The sequence below is a fragment of the Leifsonia sp. C5G2 genome (genome assembly GCF_013359685.1).
In the GTDB taxonomy this organism is placed as follows: domain Bacteria; phylum Actinomycetota; class Actinomycetes; order Actinomycetales; family Microbacteriaceae; genus Leifsonia.
Genome location: NZ_JABFMV010000009.1, coordinates 150114 through 168869, shown reverse-complemented (window position 1 = coordinate 168869; position 18756 = coordinate 150114). Strand labels below are relative to the sequence as shown.

Annotated in this window: 17 protein-coding genes; 7 read left to right on the top strand and 10 right to left on the bottom strand. The window is 72.6% G+C overall.

What is annotated here, in order from left to right; translation table 11 throughout:
• Positions 1-218: 218 nt before the first annotated feature.
• Positions 219-2312, top strand: a complete 2094-nt coding sequence (locus tag HNO83_RS13375; RefSeq protein WP_175338007.1) for an acyl-CoA dehydrogenase family protein — start codon at positions 219-221, stop codon at positions 2310-2312.
• A gap of 92 nt (positions 2313-2404) precedes the next feature.
• Here the strand turns inward: HNO83_RS13375 and HNO83_RS13370 are convergent, their stop codons facing one another.
• A complete protein-coding gene (locus tag HNO83_RS13370) occupies positions 2405-3394 on the bottom strand; it encodes a malate dehydrogenase (protein WP_175338006.1) in 990 nt (329 codons plus the stop codon).
• A gap of 64 nt (positions 3395-3458) precedes the next feature.
• Between HNO83_RS13370 and ypfJ the strand changes: the two genes are divergently transcribed.
• Positions 3459-4349: a KPN_02809 family neutral zinc metallopeptidase gene (ypfJ, locus tag HNO83_RS13365; RefSeq protein WP_175338005.1), complete on the top strand. Its 891-nt coding sequence runs from the start codon at positions 3459-3461 to the stop codon at positions 4347-4349.
• Positions 4350-4388: 39 nt separating this feature from the next.
• Here the strand turns inward: ypfJ and HNO83_RS13360 are convergent, their stop codons facing one another.
• Positions 4389-4619 carry a helix-turn-helix domain-containing protein gene (locus HNO83_RS13360; protein WP_175338004.1) on the bottom strand — a complete coding sequence of 77 codons (231 nt, stop codon included), beginning with the start codon at positions 4617-4619 and terminating at the stop codon, positions 4389-4391.
• Positions 4619-5191, bottom strand: a complete 573-nt coding sequence (locus HNO83_RS13355; protein WP_175338003.1) for a hypothetical protein — start codon at positions 5189-5191, stop codon at positions 4619-4621. The genes HNO83_RS13360 and HNO83_RS13355 overlap by 1 nt, the downstream gene beginning before the upstream one ends.
• A gap of 136 nt (positions 5192-5327) precedes the next feature.
• On the opposite strand from HNO83_RS13355, the gene pip reads away from it, so the two are divergent.
• Positions 5328-6287, top strand: coding sequence for a prolyl aminopeptidase (gene pip / locus HNO83_RS13350; protein WP_175338002.1), 960 nt, complete (start codon positions 5328-5330; stop codon positions 6285-6287).
• Between the two features lie 19 nt (positions 6288-6306).
• On the opposite strand, the gene HNO83_RS13345 is transcribed toward pip, so the two are convergent.
• Both HNO83_RS13345 and HNO83_RS13340 read right to left on the bottom strand, forming a co-directional pair.
• Complete coding sequence (locus HNO83_RS13345) at positions 6307-6729, bottom strand: FAD synthase family protein (RefSeq protein ID WP_175338001.1); 423 nt, start codon at positions 6727-6729, stop codon at positions 6307-6309.
• Positions 6730-6808: 79 nt separating this feature from the next.
• On the bottom strand, positions 6809-7384 hold the full coding sequence (locus HNO83_RS13340; RefSeq protein ID WP_175338000.1) for an arsenate reductase/protein-tyrosine-phosphatase family protein: 576 nt from the start codon (positions 7382-7384) through the stop codon (positions 6809-6811).
• A 300-nt stretch (positions 7385-7684) separates the two neighbouring features.
• Here HNO83_RS13340 and HNO83_RS13335 point away from each other — a divergent pair, with 300 nt between their 5' ends.
• Positions 7685-10300 (top strand): right-handed parallel beta-helix repeat-containing protein, encoded by a 2616-nt coding sequence (locus HNO83_RS13335; RefSeq protein ID WP_349627194.1) that lies wholly within the window; start codon positions 7685-7687, stop codon positions 10298-10300.
• A gap of 13 nt (positions 10301-10313) precedes the next feature.
• Here HNO83_RS13335 and HNO83_RS13330 read toward each other — a convergent pair whose 3' ends face one another.
• From HNO83_RS13330 to HNO83_RS13320, 3 genes are read right to left on the bottom strand one after another with little or no spacing between them, the layout of a single operon-like run.
• A complete protein-coding gene (locus HNO83_RS13330; RefSeq protein ID WP_175337998.1) occupies positions 10314-11864 on the bottom strand; it encodes a lipopolysaccharide biosynthesis protein in 1551 nt (516 codons plus the stop codon).
• Positions 11861-13195: a Coenzyme F420 hydrogenase/dehydrogenase, beta subunit C-terminal domain gene (locus HNO83_RS13325; RefSeq protein WP_217499025.1), complete on the bottom strand. Its 1335-nt coding sequence runs from the start codon at positions 13193-13195 to the stop codon at positions 11861-11863. Before HNO83_RS13325 ends, HNO83_RS13330 begins: the two co-directional genes overlap by 4 nt.
• Complete coding sequence (locus HNO83_RS13320; RefSeq protein ID WP_175337997.1) at positions 13192-14283, bottom strand: polysaccharide pyruvyl transferase family protein; 1092 nt, start codon at positions 14281-14283, stop codon at positions 13192-13194. The genes HNO83_RS13325 and HNO83_RS13320 overlap by 4 nt, the downstream gene beginning before the upstream one ends.
• 144 nt (positions 14284-14427) lie before the next feature.
• Between HNO83_RS13320 and HNO83_RS13315 the strand changes: the two genes are divergently transcribed.
• Positions 14428-15492 carry a glycosyltransferase family protein gene (locus HNO83_RS13315; protein WP_175337996.1) on the top strand — a complete coding sequence of 355 codons (1065 nt, stop codon included), beginning with the start codon at positions 14428-14430 and terminating at the stop codon, positions 15490-15492.
• On the opposite strand, the gene HNO83_RS13310 is transcribed toward HNO83_RS13315, so the two are convergent.
• Together HNO83_RS13310 and HNO83_RS13305 are read right to left on the bottom strand one after the other, a co-directional pair.
• Positions 15455-16189, bottom strand: coding sequence for a polysaccharide deacetylase family protein (locus HNO83_RS13310; RefSeq protein ID WP_175337995.1), 735 nt, complete (start codon positions 16187-16189; stop codon positions 15455-15457). The two genes, HNO83_RS13315 and HNO83_RS13310, sit on opposite strands and share 38 nt — an antisense overlap.
• A complete protein-coding gene (locus tag HNO83_RS13305) occupies positions 16186-17139 on the bottom strand; it encodes a glycosyltransferase family 2 protein (protein WP_349627192.1) in 954 nt (317 codons plus the stop codon). The genes HNO83_RS13310 and HNO83_RS13305 overlap by 4 nt, the downstream gene beginning before the upstream one ends.
• 48 nt (positions 17140-17187) lie before the next feature.
• On the opposite strand from HNO83_RS13305, the gene HNO83_RS13300 reads away from it, so the two are divergent.
• Both HNO83_RS13300 and HNO83_RS13295 read left to right on the top strand, forming a co-directional pair.
• Complete coding sequence (locus HNO83_RS13300; RefSeq protein ID WP_175337993.1) at positions 17188-18171, top strand: glycosyltransferase; 984 nt, start codon at positions 17188-17190, stop codon at positions 18169-18171.
• Complete coding sequence (locus tag HNO83_RS13295) at positions 18168-18689, top strand: acyltransferase (protein ID WP_217499024.1); 522 nt, start codon at positions 18168-18170, stop codon at positions 18687-18689. Before HNO83_RS13300 ends, HNO83_RS13295 begins: the two co-directional genes overlap by 4 nt.
• Positions 18690-18756: the final 67 nt, after the last annotated feature.

Sequence of the window (18756 nt, the reverse complement as noted above, 5' to 3'; positions counted from 1 at the left end):
GCCCCCCACCGTCGAGTCCGCAGAGACTGCACACGACGCGCCGAACGCGCGTGCAGTCTGTGCGGACTCGACGGTGGGGGTTTTGCTTTTTTGGATGGTTTCCACAAGTTGGGGGCGATGCGGGGGCGGGGCGATTTGTAGGCGGCGCACCGACGGTTTTCGCCCCGACGCGACGCGTCGTAGCGTGGCGGCATCCGCGATTTCCGTTAGGAGAGGTCATGGTCGACACTGCCGAACGCGTCCCCAGCGCGACCCCCGCCGCACCTGCGGCACCGTCCGTCCCCGAGCCCGACCCCGCCGGTGCGTCCCCGCGCATCGACGTCGAGGCGCTCGGCCGTCAGCTCCTCGGCGAGTGGGCGGAGGCCCGCCTCGCCTCGCGTGAGCTGTCGGCGCGTCCGGAGATGCAGAAGCAGGAGGGGCTCTCGGTCGCCGACCACCGCAAGCGCGTATTCGGGCAGTTGAAGCTGCTCGTCGAGCACGGGCAGGTGCACCGGGCGTTCCCGAAGTCGCTCGGCGGCGGCGAGGACAACGGCGGCAACATCGCCGCCTTCGAGGAGCTGGTCGCGGCCGACCCTTCGGTTCAGATCAAGTCGGGCGTGCAGTGGGGACTGTTCGGCTCCGCCGTGCTGCACCTCGGCACCGAGTACCACCACAAGAAGTACCTTCCGGCGATCATGTCGCTGGAGGTCCCCGGCGCGTTCGCGATGACGGAGACGGGACACGGCTCCGACGTCGCGAGCGTCGGCACGACGGCGACCTACGACCCGGAGACGCAGGAGTTCGTCATCGACACCCCGTTCCGCGGCGCGTGGAAGGACTACCTCGGCAACGCGGCGGTGGACGCCAAGGCGGCGGTCGTCTTCGCCCAGCTGATCACGAAGGACGTCAACCACGGCGTGCACGCGTTCTACGTCCCGATCCGGGATGCGAACGGCGACTTCCTGCCCGGCATCGGCGGAGAGGACGACGGCCAGAAGGGCGGCCTGAACGGCATCGACAACGGCCGTCTGCACTTCACCGGTGTCCGGGTGCCGCGCACCGACCTGCTGAACCGCTACGGGGATGTGGCCGAGGACGGCACCTACACCTCGCCCATCGAGAGCCCCGGCCGCCGGTTCTTCACGATGCTCGGCACCCTCGTCCAGGGCCGCGTCTCGCTCGACGGCTCCGCGGTCATCGCCTCCAAGATCGGCCTGGCCATCGCCATCACCTACGCCGACCAGCGCCGCCAGTTCACGGCGGGGAGCCCGACGGACGAGGAGGTCATCCTCGACTACCAGCGGCACCAGCGCCGCCTGCTCCCGCGGCTCGCGACCACCTACGCGGCCGGCTTCGCGCACGAGGTCTTCCTCCGGAAGTTCGACGACGTGTTCAGCGGCAAGGCCGACACCGACGCCGACCGCCAGGACCTGGAGACGATCGCGGCGGCGCTCAAGCCGCTCAGCACCTGGCACGCCCTCGACACCCTGCAGGAGGCGCGCGAGGCGTGCGGCGGTGCGGGCTTCCTCACCGAGAACCGCATCACGTCGCTGCGTCAGGACCTGGACATCTGGGTCACCTTCGAGGGCGACAACAACGTCCTGCTGCAGCTGGTGGCGAAGCGCCTGCTGACCGACTACAGCCGCAAGTTCGCCAAGGCGGACGCCGGCGCGCTCGCCCGCTACGTCGTCACCCAGGCTGCGGGCAAGGCGTACCACGGGACGGGCCTCCGCAGTGTGGCGCAGACGGTGCGCGACTTCGGGTCGACCGCCCGCTCGGTCAACTGGCTGCAGGAGCCGGCGACCCAGCGCGAACTGCTCACCGACCGGGTCGAGACGATGATCGCGACGGCGGCCGGCAAGCTGCGGCCCGCATCCAAGCTGGGCAAGAAGGCGGCCGCCGACCTGTTCAACTCGCAGCAGAACGACCTCATCGAGGCGGCCCGCGCCCACGGCGAGCTGCTGCAGTGGGAGGCGTTCACGGATGCGCTGGAGCAGGCTCCGGATGCGGGCACCAAGCAGGTGCTCACCTGGCTGCGCGACCTGTTCGGGTTCGGCCTGATCGAGAAGCACCTTGCCTGGTACCTGATGAACGGCCGGCTGTCGCCGCAGCGCGCACAGGCCGTGAGCGCGTACATCGACCGCCTGCTGACGCGCATCCGCCCGCACGCCGTCGACCTGGTGGACGTCTTCGGCTACGGCCCGGACCTCATCCGCGCCAAGATCGCCTCCGGCGCGGAGGCCGAGCGCCAGGCCGAGGCGCGCGACTACTACGCCGAGCGCCGCGCCGCCGGCACGCTGCCGACCCCAGAGAAGTCGCGCAAGTCCCGCTGACCCTCAGCCCCAAGCCATCAGCTCCTGAGTTCTTCGACCGATCCGCGGCGATTCGCTCGAAGAACTCAGGAGCTGATGGCGTCGGGGGAGGATTAGAGGAGGCCGAGGGCGCGGACGGCGTCGAGCTCGGCCACGAGCTCCGCGACGGAGGCGTCGATGCGGGCGCGTGAGAAGTCGTCGACCGACAGGCCGGGCACGATCCGCCAGGCGCCGTCGACCGAGCGCACCGGGAACGACGAGATCAGTCCCTCCGGCACGCCGTAGGAGCCGTCGGAGACGACGCCTGCGCTGGTCCAGCGCTCGCCCGTCCCGTTCACCCAGTCGTGCACGTGGTCGATCGCCGCGCTCGCTGCCGAGGCCGCAGACGACGAGCCGCGCACGTCGATGATCTCCGCGCCGCGCTTGGCGACCCGCGGGATGTACTCCTGCACCAGCCAGCCCTCGTCGACCAGCTCTGTCGCCGGGCGACCGTCGACGGTCGCGTGCGACAGGTCCGGGTACTGCGTCGCCGAGTGGTTGCCCCAGACGATCACGCCGTCGACGGACCGCACCGGAACGTTCAGGTGCCGCGCCAGCTGGGCGACGGCCCGGTTGTGGTCGAGCCGCGTCATCGCGGTGAACCGCTCGGCCGGCACATCGCGCGCGTGCGCGCCGGCGATGAGCGCGTTCGTGTTGGCCGGGTTGCCGACGACCAGCACGCGGACGTCGGAGGCGGCGCCCGCGTTGATCGCCTCGCCCTGCGGCCCGAAGATGGCGGCGTTGGCCTCCAGCAGGTCGGCGCGCTCCATCCCGGGTCCCCGCGGGCGGGCGCCGACCAGCAGCGCGACGTTGACCCCGTCGAAGGCGGTCCGGGCGTCGTCGGTGACGTCCACGCCGTGCAGCAACGGGTAGGCGCCGTCCTCCAGCTCGAGCGCGGTGCCCTCCGCCGCCCGCAGGCCCGCGGGGATCTCGAGCAGCCGGAGCCGCACGGGCACGTCGCGCCCGAGCAGCTGCCCCGACGCGATCCGGAACAGCAGCGCGTAGCCGATCTGCCCTCCTGCGCCGGTCACGGTGACGGTCACGGGTGCGGTGGATGCGCTCACGAGGCGAGCCTAGACCGAGCGCAACCCTCCGGGCAGGCCGCTCGCCGGGCGTACGGTGTGCGGCATGACGTTCGATCCGAATGCCGACATCAGCCGCGGCAAGGTCAGCCGCCGCGGACGCACGACCGGGATCGCCGCGGGGGGCGTCGGGCTCGGGGCCGTCGCGGTCTTCCTCATCGCCCAGCTGTTCGGCGTCGACCTGTCGGGTCTCGTCGGCGGCGGCGACGGCAGCGGAGGCGCCCAGCAGATCGGCACGGGCGACCAGGCCGTCAGCTGCACCACCGGCGCCGAGGCGAACGCGAGCATCGACTGCCGCATGCAGGGCGCCGCCGCCTCCCTCGACACCTACTGGTCCGACGAGCTGCCGCAGTTGGGCGGCTCCTACGCGTCGCCGCAGTTCATCCTCTTCACCGATCAGACCAGCACGGGATGCGGCGGAGCGACGAGCGCGGTCGGCCCGTTCTACTGCCCGCCCGACCGGACGCTGTACATCGACACCGGGTTCTACGACGAGCTGCGGTCGCGCTTCGGTTCGAGCGGCGGCCCGCTGGCGGAGATGTACGTCGTCGCGCACGAGTGGGGCCACCACATCCAGAACCTCGCCGGGATCATGGAGCAGCACCAGAGCCGTGAGACCGGTCCGGCGTCGGACAGCGTCCGGACCGAGCTGCAGGCCGACTGCTTCGCGGGCAGCTGGGCAGGCGCGGCGTCCACGACGACCGACGGCAAGGGGCGGCCGTTCCTCGAGCCGATCACGGACGCCCAGATCGCGGACGCGCTGAGCGCCGCGGCGTCGGTCGGCGACGACCGCATCCAGCAGGCCTCGACCGGCCGGGTGAACCCGGAGGGCTGGACGCACGGCTCGTCCGACCAGCGCCAGCGCTGGTTCACGACCGGCTACCGGCAGGGCGCCGCCGCCTGCGACACGTTCTCGGTGCCCGCCGCGCGGCTGTAGCGCTGTTCGGCGCGAGGCGATGCGGTCGCGCGGCGCGGGTCAGCTCCTGACGGTGAGCAGGTCGCCGACATCGCAGCCCAGTACGTCGCAGATCGCCTTCAGGGTCGAGAAGCGGATCGCCTTCGCCCGGCCGTTCTTCAGAACGGAGAGGTTCACGACCGTCACACCCACCTCTTCGGCGAGGTGGACGAGGGTCATGCCGCGCTCGTGAAGGAGCTCGTCCAGGCGGCAGTGGACGTCGACGGCCAGGCTGCTCTCTGCCGGAGCCATCAGACGAGGCCTTCGACATCCTGCTCCAGCCGGCGGCCGCGCTGGAAGAGGTAGGCGAGGGCGGCGATCGTGAGGCCGAGAAGGAGCTGGCCCAGGTCGAAGGCGGCACCGGGGGCGAACGTGTCGGGAGTGCCGAGCTCCTGGAAGGCGGCGGCCGTCGCCGCGAAGGACAGGCCGAACTTCAGCACGGCGCCGAGGGCGAGCGCGATGCCGGCGACCCGCGCGAAGACCGTGAGCGCGGGGCGGAACCGAGCGCCGCGCGCGGCCGCCCAGAAGAGGTATCCGCCGGCGGCCGCTGCGGCCGCCCAGGCCAAACCCGTGATCGTCGCGCCCGCGAACAGCACGCGTGCGCCGGTGCTGAGGGCGAAGGTGATCTCCGCCGCAGTGAAGGTCGCGGTGCCCGGGAGGCCGGGGGCGAGCGCGTCCGCGGCGAGCGAGAAGCTCGGCGCGGCGGCTCCGAACCAGGCGATCGTGGTGAGGATGACGATGACCGAGGCCGCGGCGGCCGCGGCCCAGAGCAGCACGGCGAAGACCGTGAGGGCGGCTCGATCGGCGGTGGAGACGACGTTCATATCGATAAACGATAGCCCATCGAAAATCGATATGCAAGCCGAGCATGCTGCTCCTGCTGGGCGGGTGGGTGACATCTCTCAGAGACGCGGCGGCGAGGCGGACGATGACGCCACCCGTCCCCGGTACCCTCGGGGGATGCGCAGCCTCTACCCCGAGATCGAGCCCCACGAGAGCGGCATGCTGGACGTCGGAGACGGCCAGCAGCTCTACTGGGAGGTGAGCGGCAACCCCGACGGCAAGCCGGTCGTCTTCCTGCACGGCGGGCCGGGCGGCGGCACATCGCCGGCGCACCGCCGGCTGTTCGATCCGGAGCGGTACCGGATCGTGCTGTTCGATCAGCGGATGTGCGGCCGCAGCCTCCCGCACGCCAGCGAGCCGGAGGCCGACCTCTCGGTCAACACGACCTGGCACCTGGTCGACGACATCGAGCGGCTGCGCGAGCACCTCGGCGTCGAGCGGTGGCAGGTGTTCGGCGGTTCGTGGGGGAGCACGCTGGCCCTTGCGTATGCGCAGACGCATCCCGACCGCGTGACCGAGTTGGTGCTGCGCGGAATCTTCACCCTGCGGGCGGAGGAGCTGGACTGGTTCTACGAGGGCGGCGCTTCGGCCCTGTTCCCCGACCTGTGGGAGGGGTTCCTGGAGCCGGTGCCGGCGGAGGAGCGCGGGCACCTGATCCGGGCCTACTCGCGTCTGCTGGCCGACCCTGACCCGGCCGTGCATCTGCCCGCCGCGGTGGCGTGGTCGCGCTGGGAGTCGTCCACCATCACCCTGCTTCCGCGGCCGGAGCTGGTTGAGGCGTTCACCGAACCGGCCCACGCCGTCGCCTTCGCGCGCATCGAGAACCACTTCTTCGTCAACGGCGGCTGGTTCGAGGACGGACAGCTGATCCGGGACGCCCCGAAGTTGGCGGGCATCCCGACCGTGATCGTGCAGGGCCGCTACGACACCTGCACCCCGCCGATGACGGCGTGGGCGCTGCACCGAGCCCTGCCGGAGGCAGAGTTGCGCATGATCCCGGATGCCGGGCACGCGTTCGACGAGCCGGGGATCCTGGATGCGCTGATCGAGGCGACCGACCGGTTCGCCGAGGTCTGACGGCGGCGTCGGGCCCGCGTCAGCCGGCGAGGGCGGCGAGGGCCTTGCGCAGCTGTGTGGAGGAGGTCGTCATGGTGTACGGGAAGTACACGACCTCGACTCCGACCGCCGCGAACTCGCGTTCCAGCCGGAGGCCCTTCTCGGTGCCGCGCCAGTCGTCGCCCTTGAAGAACACGTCGAACCGCAGCTCGCGCCAGGTGTCGAGCTTGTCGGGCAGCGTCTCGGGGACGGCCTCGTCGACGTACTCGATGCTGCGGACGATCTCGAGCCGCTCCGCCAGGGGGATCACCGGGGTGATGCCCTTGGTGAGCTCCAGCATCTCGTCGGAGACGACGCCGGCGATCAGGTGGTCGCACTGGCTCTTGGCGTGCTTGAGGATGTTCAGGTGTCCGATGTGGAACAGATCGAACGCCCCTGCGGCGTAGCCGACGCGTCGGGTCACGGGCTTCCCCCTCTGGTTGAGATATCCTCACCTATTCTGGTGGATTAGTGAGGATTTGTCACCAGGGGAATCGGCGACGTCAGCTCCGAGTGCGCAGGGCCGCTGCCACCGCCTTCGTCAGAGGCTCGATCTGGGCGATCGACTGCGCGAAGACGGCGTCGGCGCGGCCGTACGGGTCGATGATGTCGCCCGGAGCGCCCCCGCGCCGGGTGGAACGCGCCCTTCCGATCGGCCGGGGCGGACGGTGCTCCGCCGCCCAGGCCACGAGCTCGCGCCGCGACAGCTCCGCCGGGGCGTCCCCGGCGATCTCGGCGAACTCGGCGAGGGTGAAGGTCCGGCGCGCAGCGGCCGGCGTGGTCGCAGAGATCCACTCGCGGTGGGCGAACGACGCCGTCAGGATGAGGTCGTTGCGGCGGGTCAGGTCGGGGTCGACCTGGCGCGCGCGGTGCCGGCCCAGCTCGATCCCGGCGGCGTGCAGGAGGCGGGCCATCGTGGGTTCCGCCGGCCAGCCGGTCATCGCCTCGGTCCCCGCGGACTCCACCTCGTAGGCACGGTCGTCGGCGAGTTCCGCGGCGAGCATGGCCTCCATCGCGGGGGAGCGGCAGATGTTCCCGGTGCAGATCGCGAGGATCCGGAACGGGTCGGTGGAGGCCATCCCACCATTGTGTCCGACGCGCCCGGCTGTCCCCTCCGAATCGGCGCCGCCGACACCCCCGGCGTCACCCCCGACACCCGAATGGGGGTAATTCTCGCTATAGCGTGCTACGGTCGTCCGCTGTTAGCTTGGTTGATTTTGACTGGCCGACGCCCCCCGGCGTTTGCTAGGGTCTCCTTCAACCTGCGGCAGGAACTGGTCTCACCTGCCGGCCCCCGTATGTTCTACCCGACGTTTGGATAGCACTTCTCTATGTCCCGACACCCCTCCCACCGTATCGAGACCAATCGGACGGCAGGCGTGAAGCAAGCACGCCTGCGCGCAGGAATCGCCCTCGCGGCCACCGCCGCAGTGGCCGCAGCAGCCGTCGGCGTCACCGCCGCCGGCGCGTCCGCCGCCCCCAACTATGTCGTCTCGCGGCAGATCGCCGCGGACAGTTTCGACCGCAGCCAGGCGAACGGCTGGGGCGCCGCCACTCTCGGCGGCGCGTACAGCGTCAGCAGCGCGGCAGCGTTCTCCGTCGGTTCCGCCTCCGGAACCCAGGCCGTCCCGCGGCCGGGCGCCTCCCTCAGCGCCACCCTCCCCTCGGCCACGGCGTCGGACGTCGACGCCGCCGCCTCCGTGGTGCTCGACGCGCTGCCCGCCAAGGGCAACGGCGTCTACTCAGGCGTCCAGGTGCGCTCGACCGCCGGCGCCTACTACCAGGCCACCTTCCGGGTCGACGCCCAGAAGCGCGGACTGCTCTCGATCATCCGCGTGAACGGATCGACCGCGCGGCAGACGACGGTCGCTGCCGAGAAGGTCGTCCTCTCGAAGGTCCCCGCCGGCTCGCCGGTCCGCCTCGAGCTGCGCGCGACGGGCACCGGCACGGTCGCCCTGAGCGCCCGCGCCTGGACCGCGTCTGCGGCCACGCCTGATTGGCAGGTCACCGCGTCCGACTCGTCGACCGACCGCCTCAGCCATGCCGGCTCGGTCGGACTGTGGAGCTATGTCTCCAGCGGCTCCACCGTGGCGAAGGTGCGCTTCGACGACCTGAGCGCCAGTGCGCTGAAGCCGCAGGACGCCTCCACCCCGGCGCCGCCGCCTATCCCGGTCACGACGCCCACCCAGACGCCGACGCCGACCCCGACGCCGACGCAGACGACCACCCCCGCGCCGCCGACGACCGCTCCGCAGCCGCCGGTGACCACGCCCGACCCGGCCCCGTCGACGGGCGCCGACACGAGCATCGACCAGTCGTCCGCTCGCACGGCGACCGGCGCTGCGCCGATCGGCAGCACCTCCTACGCGGTCCCGTCCGGGGCCTACTTCGTCGCGACGACCGGTGACGACGGCGTGAGCCGCTCCACCCAGGCCGCTCCGTGGAAGACCGTGCAGCACGCGGTCGACGCGGTCCCGTCCGGCTCGACCGTCGTCGTCCGCGGCGGCACCTACCACGAGACCGTGACGATCCCGCGCGGCAAGAAGGTCACCATCCAGTCGTATCCGAAGGAGGCCGTCTGGTTCGACGGCAGCCGCACGGTCTCGAACTGGTCGCGCTCCGGCTCCGCCTGGGTCGCGGGCAACTGGAACGTCGTCTTCGACGACAGCCCGACCTACACGCGCGGCGCCCCCGACGGCACGGCCGCGGGCTGGCAGTTCGTCAACCCGTCGTACCCGATGGCGGCACACCCCGACCAGCTGTTCCTGGACGGCGTGGCGCTGAAGCAGGTCTCGTCGCGGTCCGCCGTGACGGCAGGCACCTTCTTCGTCGACGAGGGCGCGCACCAGCTGGTGCTCGGCTCCGACCCGTCCGGCCACGACCTGCGTGCGAGCGACACCGTGAAGGCGTTCGTCGTGCTCGGTGACGGCAGCGCGCTCAAGGGCATCGGCATCCGCCGCTACTCGCCGTCCGTGCCCGACATGGGTGCGGTGCAGGTGTACGCGAACGGCGCGACGGTCGAGAACGTCGCGGTGACGGACAACGCCACCACCGGTCTCGCCTGGGGCGGCACCGACGGCACCATCACCAACGTGACGGTCGCCCGCAACGGCATGCTCGGCGCGCAGGCCACGTACTCCGACCGCCTGAAGGTGACCGGGATGCTGGCCGACCACAACAACGCCGAGCACTTCAACCGCGCCCCCGTCGCCGGCGGGTTCAAGGTGGCCCGGGCCCGCGGCATCACCGTCGCCGGCAGCAACTTCCTGAACAACGACGGCAACGCGCTGTGGTTCGACGAGTCGGTCTACAACGTCTCGGTCGCGAACAGCGACATCGTCGGCAACTCGGGCAACGGGCTCGTGGCGGAGATCTCGGCGAAGTTCGCGATCGCCAACAACGTGATCGCGCAGAACGGCATCGCCGGCATCCTGGTGAGCGACACCAACGGCGCCGACATCCGCAACAACACGATCACCGGCAACTCGCGCGACCTCAACATCACGCAGGGCGACCGCCGGGCGAGCAACCTCTCCACGGCGGGCCACGACCCGCGCCAGTCGCTCCCGGACCCGACGGTCACGTGGATCACCGGCAACATCACCGTCGTGAACAACGTGCTCGCCAACTCCACCGGCAACGCGGTGGTGGCGGTCGAGGACTACAGCCACTGGCACTCCGCCGAGCAGATGGGCATCACGCTCTCGGGCAACGTCTACCAGCGGACCTCCGCGGGCGCCCCGAACTGGCTGGTCGTGTGGTCGCGCGGCGCGGGCAACCCCGCGGTCTTCACCTCGCTCTCCGACTTCCAGTCGGCGACGGGTCAGGACCGCACCGGGCGATCCTTCGACGGGCAGAACGTGCTCTCCGGGGCGTTCGAGCAGCTCCCGCTCGTGGGTGGCCTGGTCTCGGCCCTCGCCCAGCCGCTGCCCTCCGCCACCGCCCAGCTGATCGGCAAGCCCGCCGGCTCGCTGCAGATCGGAGCGTGGAACTGACGCACGCGGGCGATCAGCGGGAGCGCACCAGCCGCGCGGCGGCCAGCACTCCCGCCAGATCCCGCCGGATCGCGGGGATGAGCAGCACAGCCGCCCCGTAGACCAGCGCGAGCGCCACGACGGCCGCCGCCACCTGGGCCACAGAGCCCAGGGCGGCGGCCGTCGTGCATGCGCCCCACGCTGCGGCCGCCGCGACGGCGGCGCAGGCGAGCACGCGTCCGGCCCCGGCGTAGAGGCGCGCGGTCGGCACCTCGGTCTTCCACGCCAGCCAGGCGAGGGAGATCGGCCAGGAGATCGCGGGGGCGACCGCGTAGGCGAGGGCGATGCCGATCACGCCCCAGAACGATCCGACGCCGATGCAGAGGATCTTGATGGCGGCGCTCACCAGCGAGTAGTGCAGCAGCGCCCGCGTCAGCCCGCGCGAGACGTACGCCCAGTAGCCGACGAAGGCCAGGATCTGGAAGATGCCGGCGATGGCGAAGAACCGCAGGATGGGCGCGGCCTCGTGCCACTGCGGTCCGAGCAGGAGCGCCGTCAGAGGCTCGGAGGCGCCGGCGACGAGCGCGAGCCCGGCCACGATCGTGTAGCCGAGGGCGAGCTGGCCGCGGCACAGCCACTCGCCGAACCGCTCCTTCTCGTTCTGCAGCCGCGAGAACACCGGCAGCGCGACCGTGGTGAGCGGGATGCGCACCTGGTTCAGCGGCGTCATCAGCAGCTGGAACGCCCGGCTGTAGACACCGAGGGAGGCTGCGCCGAACTTGACCCCCACCAGGACGTTGTCGATGTTGTTGCTGACGTAGCTGACCAGCTGGGAGGCGAGCATGTTCCAGCCGAAGGCGATGAAGGCTCCGATCGGCGCGTCGCGGCGCGGGAGTCCCGGGAGCCAGCCGGCGGCGACCACGAGCACGATCAGCAGGGCGATCGCCTGGGTCAGCTGCTGGGCGACGAGGGCCCAGTAGCCCCAGCCGAGCAGGGCCGTGACGATCGCGACCGCCAGCGCGAGCGCCGGCGCGACGACGTCGGCCGCGGCGACAGCGCTGAAGCGCATCCGGCGCACGAGGTCTGCGCGGTACTGCGTCCCGAGCCCGTTGATCAGGAAGGTGAAGGCGAGAGCGTGGGCGATGGGCACGAGGTCGGGCTGGCCGAAGCCGAGCGCGATGAGCCCGGCTCCGGAGAACACGGCCGCGGTGAGCACCGCGCCGATCGCGGCGTTGACCCAGAACAGGTTGGTGCGCTGCCCGCGGGTGACCGTCGCCGCCTGGATCGATGCCGACGACAGCCCGAAGTCGCGGAACAGCTCCCCGACGCCGATGATGGCGACCACCATCGCGATCAGGCCGTAGTCGTGCGGGCTGAGCAGCCGGGCGAGCACGACGACCGACGCGACCTGGACGAGGACCTTGCCGCCCTGCGCGCCGAGCGTGACGGCCGCTCCCCGGGCGGCGCGGGCGCCGAGCCCGTTCGTGTCGCCGTGCGGGGGGCCGGCGGTCTCTTCGTCGTGCCGGGAACGCTCTCTGGGGCGCTCGCCGCGGTGGGCCGGGGAGCGCGGCGTCCGGATGGTCATGATCGTTTCCCGGCGAGAGCGGCTCGGCGCGCCCGCGCCCGGCGGAAGGTGCCGCGCGCCACCCGCACCACCTCGCGGAACCGCGGGAGGGCGAGCGCGAGGAGGCCGAAGCCGCGGTAGCGCGGCACGCGCATCCCGGCGAGGGTCGCGCCGGCAAGGCGTCCGGCGAGCGTCGCGCGGCGGGTGGTCTGCAACGGCTGCACCGCCGCGAGGTCCTCCATCTCGATCGGGCTGACCGAGATCACGCCGGCCTCGACGGCGCGCACGATGATGTCGTACCCGCGCTCGGTGCGGGCGATGAGTGCACTGCGGCCCGCGCCGTCCGCGAAGACCGGGTAACCGCGCTCGTCGGAGCGCCAGAAGTCGGCCGCGGTGATGTCGGCGCTCTCCCCGACGCCGTCGGCGCAGATCTTGCAGCGCCACTGCGCGGCGGGGCCGAGCGCCGAGCCCCACGACTCGTCGTAGCTCGCGTCGCTCGAGGTGTCGTCCGGGCGCTCGACGGTGAAGCGTCCCGGCCAGCCGCGTCCGCGGTACCAGAGGTCGCTCACGGGCGTCCCGGCCGGAGAGCCGAGCTCGGCGGCGAGCCGGTCGGTGGCGTGCTGGCTCGGCGTCCCGGCGCAGAAGAACGACAGCAGTACGGGGTCGTCGTCGCCCGGCCGCGCCGAGTGCCCGGTGGTGAGCGCACGGACGGCGCTGACCTCGCACGGCTTCCCGACCATCACGGTCCCGGGCAGCAGAGCCTCCGGCAGGGCGGCGCTCGCCGTCGGCGCGTACCGGGAGCCCGCCGCGGCGACGGCCTGCTCGCGCGACAGGATGCTGACGCTCACGGTCCGCCGCGGCTCGATCTCGTCGGCCTTCGCGCCCACCATCCTGCTGGCCTGCCCGGTCTCGAGCATCCAGGCGGCGAGCGCTGTGAGCGCCCCTCCGCTGCTTCCGCGGTACCGCACCTCGGTGTCGGTGGCCCATGCCATCCACACCCGGAGGTACGGGCCCATCGTCGGGTGCCGGCGACCTGTCGCGGGATGCACGGCGCGGACCGTGACGCCGGGGCAGGCGTCCTCGAAGCGCTTGACCGCGTCGGGCGCAACGGGCGCGACGGCGGCGACGGCGGCCACCGGGGCGGCCGCGGCCGGCGCCTCGGTGTCGTCGACCGGCGTCGGGCGCAGGTTGCCCTCGTCGTCCAGCCGCATCCGGAGTCCCGGGTCGAGCAGGGCGCAGGCGCCGCAGCCGCTGCAGTTGCCCGAGGCGACGACCCGCGCGACGGCCGCCCGGAGAGCCGCGGTCCCTTCCGGGATCGCGGTGGTCGGCATCGGCCGGGCGTCGGTGGTCATGCGGCGACGCGCTCCACGCTGGTCGCGAGCGCGGTGGTCGCCCGGGCGAGGCGGCTCTCCGTCACGCCGAGCAGCAGGGCGGCCTCGCCGGCAAGGCCGCCGTCGGAGACCTGCGCGAGCGCGTCCCCCGCGGCGTCGGCAGCGGTGCGGAGGTCGACCGACCGCGTCCAGCCGAGGTCCCCGAGCAGCGGGCCGAACTTGCGGGAGTACGCCAGCGGCACCGCCGGGGTGCCGGTCGAGAGCGCGTTGAGGCAGGCGTGCATCCGCGAGCCGAGCACGACGTTCGCCGACGCGACCGTGCGCCGCACGTCTTCGAGGTCGTGCGGGGTGACGACCTCCAGGGCGTCCCGCCGTTCGGCGGTCAGCTCGGAGATGGCGTGGATGTCGGAGTCGGGGTTGTCCGACTCGAGCACGTGGGCGAGCAGGGTGACCTCGCGGCCGTCGGCGGCGAGCCCGTCGAGCAGGCGGTGCACCGTTCGGCGGTAGTCGGCGTGGTCGACGTGCGGGTTCGGGTACCAGAGCAGTCCGGAGACGTTGAGCACCACATCCCGGGTCTTCTCGACCTCGGGCCGGGGCAGGGCGAACACGACGTCGGTCGTGAGCACGTCGACCGGCCGGCCGAGGGCTTTCGCGGCCTTCGCGCTCTGGTTGTCGCGGGCCATCACGAGGTCGGCACGGCGGAGGCTGCGGCGGGCGACGGCGCGTCCGGTGGCGGTGTCGAACGGGCCGATGGTCTGCGGACCGAGGACGACGGGCACGCCGGCCTGCGCCGCGAACTCGGAGACGGCCGACATGACCATCAGCCGGCGCGTGCCGTAGATGTCGGCGAAGCTGTCGCCGGAGCGGGTGTCGACGATCAGGTCGAAGCCGGCGAGCCAGCGCTGCATGCCCTTGCTGCCGGTGACACGCTCCTTGACGAGCGAGCGGAGGCGGCCGATCGGGAGCTGCGGAGCGCGCATCCCGTAGTTCTGGAAGACGATCTCCGCCCCGGGGTCGACGCGCCGCAGCAGTGCGGCGGTGCCGGCCCCGAGCGCGCGCACGCCGAGGTTGGGCGACGCATCGTCGGCCCATAGGATCAGTGTTCGCATCGACGCTCCCAAGGTCGGGTCGGGTGAAGGGTGCTCGGCGCTCTAGGTGAGACTTACTCATGTATCTTAGCTACCGGCGGTCCCGCGCGTGACCCCAGTTGAGGGCGCGTGATCGGCAGGGCGTGCCGTGCCAGAGTGGAGCGCATGCCGATCGGAGGGGGAGAAGTGGCCCAGCTCGTCGTCCAGCAGTCCTTCCCCGACCCGCGCCCGACCACGAACCCGTACCTCATCATGCTGCGCGACGCGATCGCGGCGCAGCCCGGCGTCGAACTGCGCACCTTCACCTGGCGGCGTGCCCTCCTCGCCCGGTACGACGTCTTCCACGTGCACTGGCCCGAGATCCTCGTCTCCGGACACAGTCCGCTGAAGAAGCTGGTCAGGCAGGCGCTGACGCTCGCCCTCGTCCTCAAGCTGCGGATCACGAGGACCCCCATCGTCCGCACCGCGCACAACCTAGACCTTCCGAGCGGCATCAGCCGTCGGGAGGTGTGGCTGCTGCGGCTGATCGACCGCTGGACGACGCTGCGGATCCGGCTCAACCCGCTCACGCCCGTCCCGGACGGGTCGGCGGTCGAGACCATCGAGCACGGCCACTACCGCGACTGGTTCGCGGCCTACGCGCGGCGGGCCGCCATCCCGGGCCGGCTCGCCTACGTCGGCCTGGTGCGGCGGTACAAAGGGGTGGATGCGCTGATCGCCGCCTTCCGCGAGGCGTTCCGCGCCTCCGACGCACCCGCCGCGACGCTGACCGTCTCCGGCCGGCCGTCCTCCGACGAGCTCGCAGGTCAGCTGCAGGAGGAGGCGCGCGGCGACGACCGCATCTTCCTCCGCTTCGCCTTCCTCACCGACGAGGAGCTGGTCGCCGCGGTGACGGAGTCGGAGCTGATCGTGCTGCCGTACCGCGAGATGCACAACTCGGGCGGTGCGCTGTCCAGCCTCTCCCTCGACCGGCCCGTGCTCGTGCCGGACAACGACGTCAACCGGCTGCTGGCCCGGGAGGTCGGCGAGAGCTGGGTGCAGCGCTACGACCCGCCGCTGCGGCCGGAGCACCTGGAGCAGGCGCTCGCCGCGGTCCGCGGACGGGAGCCCGGCGACCGGCCGGACCTCGACGCGCGCGGCTGGGACGAGACCGGCCGCCGCCACGTCGCCGCATACCGGCGCGCGATCGAGCTCAGGCGCGGGCGCCGCGGACGAACACGCCCCGCTTGACGGGCCGCCCGGCCTCGAGCGCGGCCGACAGCGACCGCGCCCGCAGTCCCGCGGCGCCGTAGAGGTCGAGCACCGCCTCGGCGAGCGCGAGCCGGTCCAGCTGCGGCTCCGGCCCGTCGTCGACGCCGTCGAGCGCCGAGGCGAAGTTGTCGTGCGCCAGCAGGATCGCGCCGCGCCGCACCCCGCTCGCGGCGCTCGCGATCCGCTCGGCGTCGCTGAGGGCGGCAGCACCGTCGCGCACGCCGGTGCTCCAGATCACGGGGGTCAGGCCGGCGTCGCGGACCGACCGCCAGGCCGAGAGCGTGAGGTGCCCGTACGGCGGGCGGTACCAGCGCACCCGGCGGCCGATCGCGTCCTCGAGCTCCCGCCGCCCGTCGTGCATGCGACGGCGGAACTCGTCCGGCGGCAGGCTGGTCGCATCCACGTGGTCGACGCCGTGCAGCGCGACCTCGCTGCCGCTGTCGGCGACGGCCCGGGTGAGCCCGGGGTCGCGCCGCACGCGGGTGAGCAGGACGAAGAACGTCGCCGACGCCTCCCGGGCCGCCAGCAGCTCCAGCAGCCGGTCGGTGGTCCCGGCGACGGGCCCGTCGTCGTAGGTGAGCACGAACTCGTCCGCCGTGGTGCGCACGGAGACGATCGAGCCGGCCACAGCCGTCGCCCGCCGGAGCGTCTCGCGGGCGAGGCTTCTGGCCGTCACGCGTTCGCCTCCGCGACTCCGGCGCCGTCGCCGTCGCGGGCGTACTCCTGGTAGACGACGCCGAGGGCGCCGGTCACCATGCCCCCGCCGCGCCAGATCGCGCGGGCGCCGCGGGCCTGATGGCGCAGCGACCGGGTCAGCGTGCCGAGCAGCCAGCGGAGCGCTCCGCCCACGACCCTCGCCGCTCCGCCGACGACGCCCTCGACCCGGGCGAGGGCTGCGCGTCCGCGCGTGCGGGCCAGCCGGATGCGGATGGTGCTCGCCGAGTTCCCGTGGCTCCAGGCGCGCTGCAGCACCCAGCGCCGCGTCATCCGCTCCGGCGGCACCATGTCGGTGATCGCAGACTCGTCGCACCACGTCATCCGGTAGCCGCGGGCGTGCAGCTGGCGGCTGAACAGGGTGTCCTCGCCGCCGCTCAGTCCGAGGTCGTCGGCGAACCGCACTCCCGCCGCGTGCACCTGGTCGAGGTCGAGCAGCAGGTTGCCCGCCGCGGCGACATCGATGGCCGAACCGGTCGGCATGCGCCGGCGCACGAAGAAGGAGCCCGCCGCAAGCCACGGGTCGAGCCGGCCGCTGAAGGCCGCGACGACGCGACCGGAGACGGCGGCCGGCCGGCCGGTGCTCAGCCAGGTGTCGAGGAGCCGTGTGAGCCAGCCGTCGTGCGGCACCTCGTCGTCGTCGATGAAGGCGAGCAGCCGCGTCCCGGCCTCCGTCAGCGCCCGGTTGCGCACGGCGGAGATGCCGGGATGCGCTTCGACGACCGCGCGGACCCGCGGGTCGCCGAGCGCGTCGACGACCGCCTTGCCGCTGCCGCCCGGGTCGTTGTCCACGATCAGCACGGAGGCGGGGAAGTCGTCGCCCGCCTCGTCCGCGTGCGCGAGCAGCAGCGGCAGCAGCGCGCGGAGCTCGGCTGGACGATGGAACGTCGGCACGGCTATGGTCACTGACACCGGTTCCTCCGGTCGCACGGCCACCCCCTCACGTCAGAGCGGAAGTCTATGCCAGAGCCCACCCCACGCGTCCACGCGAGCCGGGACGACCCCTCGCCGCGGTTCGCGGGCGAGGCCGTCGTCGTGGTCAACTACGCGTCGTCCGAGTTGCTGGCCGAGAACCTCGCCGCGCTGTCGCGTGCGGCGGCGGGGCTGACCGTGGTCGTCGTGGACAGCTTCAGCTCCGCGAAGGAGCGGGACGCGGTCGTCGCGCTGTGCGGGCGGGAGGGCTGGCTCGCGGTGCTCCCGCCGGACAACCCGGGCTTCGGCGGCGGGATGAACCTCGGCGTCGCGCGCGCGGCGGAGGCCGGCGCGGAACGGGTGATGCTGCTGAACCCGGACGCGGTGATCGAGCCGCAGGCGGCCCGCGCCCTGTTCGACGCGGTGGCCGCCGAGCCGGACACGATGGTCGCGCCGCGCATCCTCCGTCCCGACGGCACGGTGTGGTCGGCCGGCTCCGACGTCTCGCTGGTGGACGGCCGCATGACCTCCGCACGCCGCCGGCCGCAGCCTCCCGAGCGCCGCGCCGAGCCGTGGCTGAGCGGCGCCTGCCTGTGCCTGTCGCTGGACCTGTGGCAGCGCGCGGGAGGGTTCGCCGACGGGTACTTCCTGTACTGGGAGGACGTCGACCTCTCGTTCCGGGTGCGCGCCGCGGGCGGGGCGCTCGCGGTGCTCGACGACGTGACGGTCACCCATGCGGAGGGCGGCACCCAGCAGGCCGGCGCGCACAGTGCGGCGACGGCGAAGTCCGAGGGCTACTACTACTTCAACATCCGCAACCGGATGCTGTTCGCCGCGCTCCACCTGGACGACGGCGACCTCGCGCACTGGCTCCGGACCTCGCCCGCCGTCGCGCGGGAGATCCTGCTGCAGGGCGGCCGCCGCCAGTTCCTGCGACCCGTCGTCCCGCTCCGCGCGGCGCTGCGCGGCGTGCGCGACGGCCGGAGGATCGCCAAGGCCGAGCTGGTCGCACGGTCGGAGGGGAAGCGATGAGACTCACCACGCGGCTGCGCCGCTACACCGAACTCGCCAGGGGAGTGCTGCGCGGGCACCCGGGAGCACGCATCGCCTCCGGGGTCCGGATGGGCGGCCCCGGCACCTACGAGCTCGCCCGCGGCAGCCACCTCCAGAAGGGTGCGCGGCTCTGGGTCGGACCGGGGGCGACCCTGCGCCTTGCGCGCGGGAGCGCCATCGGGCCGCGCAGCACGGTCAACGTCGAGTCCGGCCTGACCATCGGCGAGGGCACCCGCATCTCGTGGGAGGTGCAGCTGCTCGACACCGACTTCCACCGCATCACCCGCACCGACGGCGCCGTGCTGCCGCACACCGCGCCGATCGCGATCGGCAGCCGCGTGCTCATCGGCACCGGCGCGATGGTGCTCAAGGGCGTGACGATCAGCGACGGCGCCGTGGTTGCGGCCGGCTCCGTCGTGACCCGGCCGGTCGGTCCCGGCGAGATCGTCGGGGGCAACCCGGCCAAGCGGCTCGGCGAGGCCGCCGCCTGGGACTGATCAGGGCCTCCCGACCTGTACCCCCCTGATGAGGGGGCGACAGGTGAGGAATTCTCGTATTAAGCTG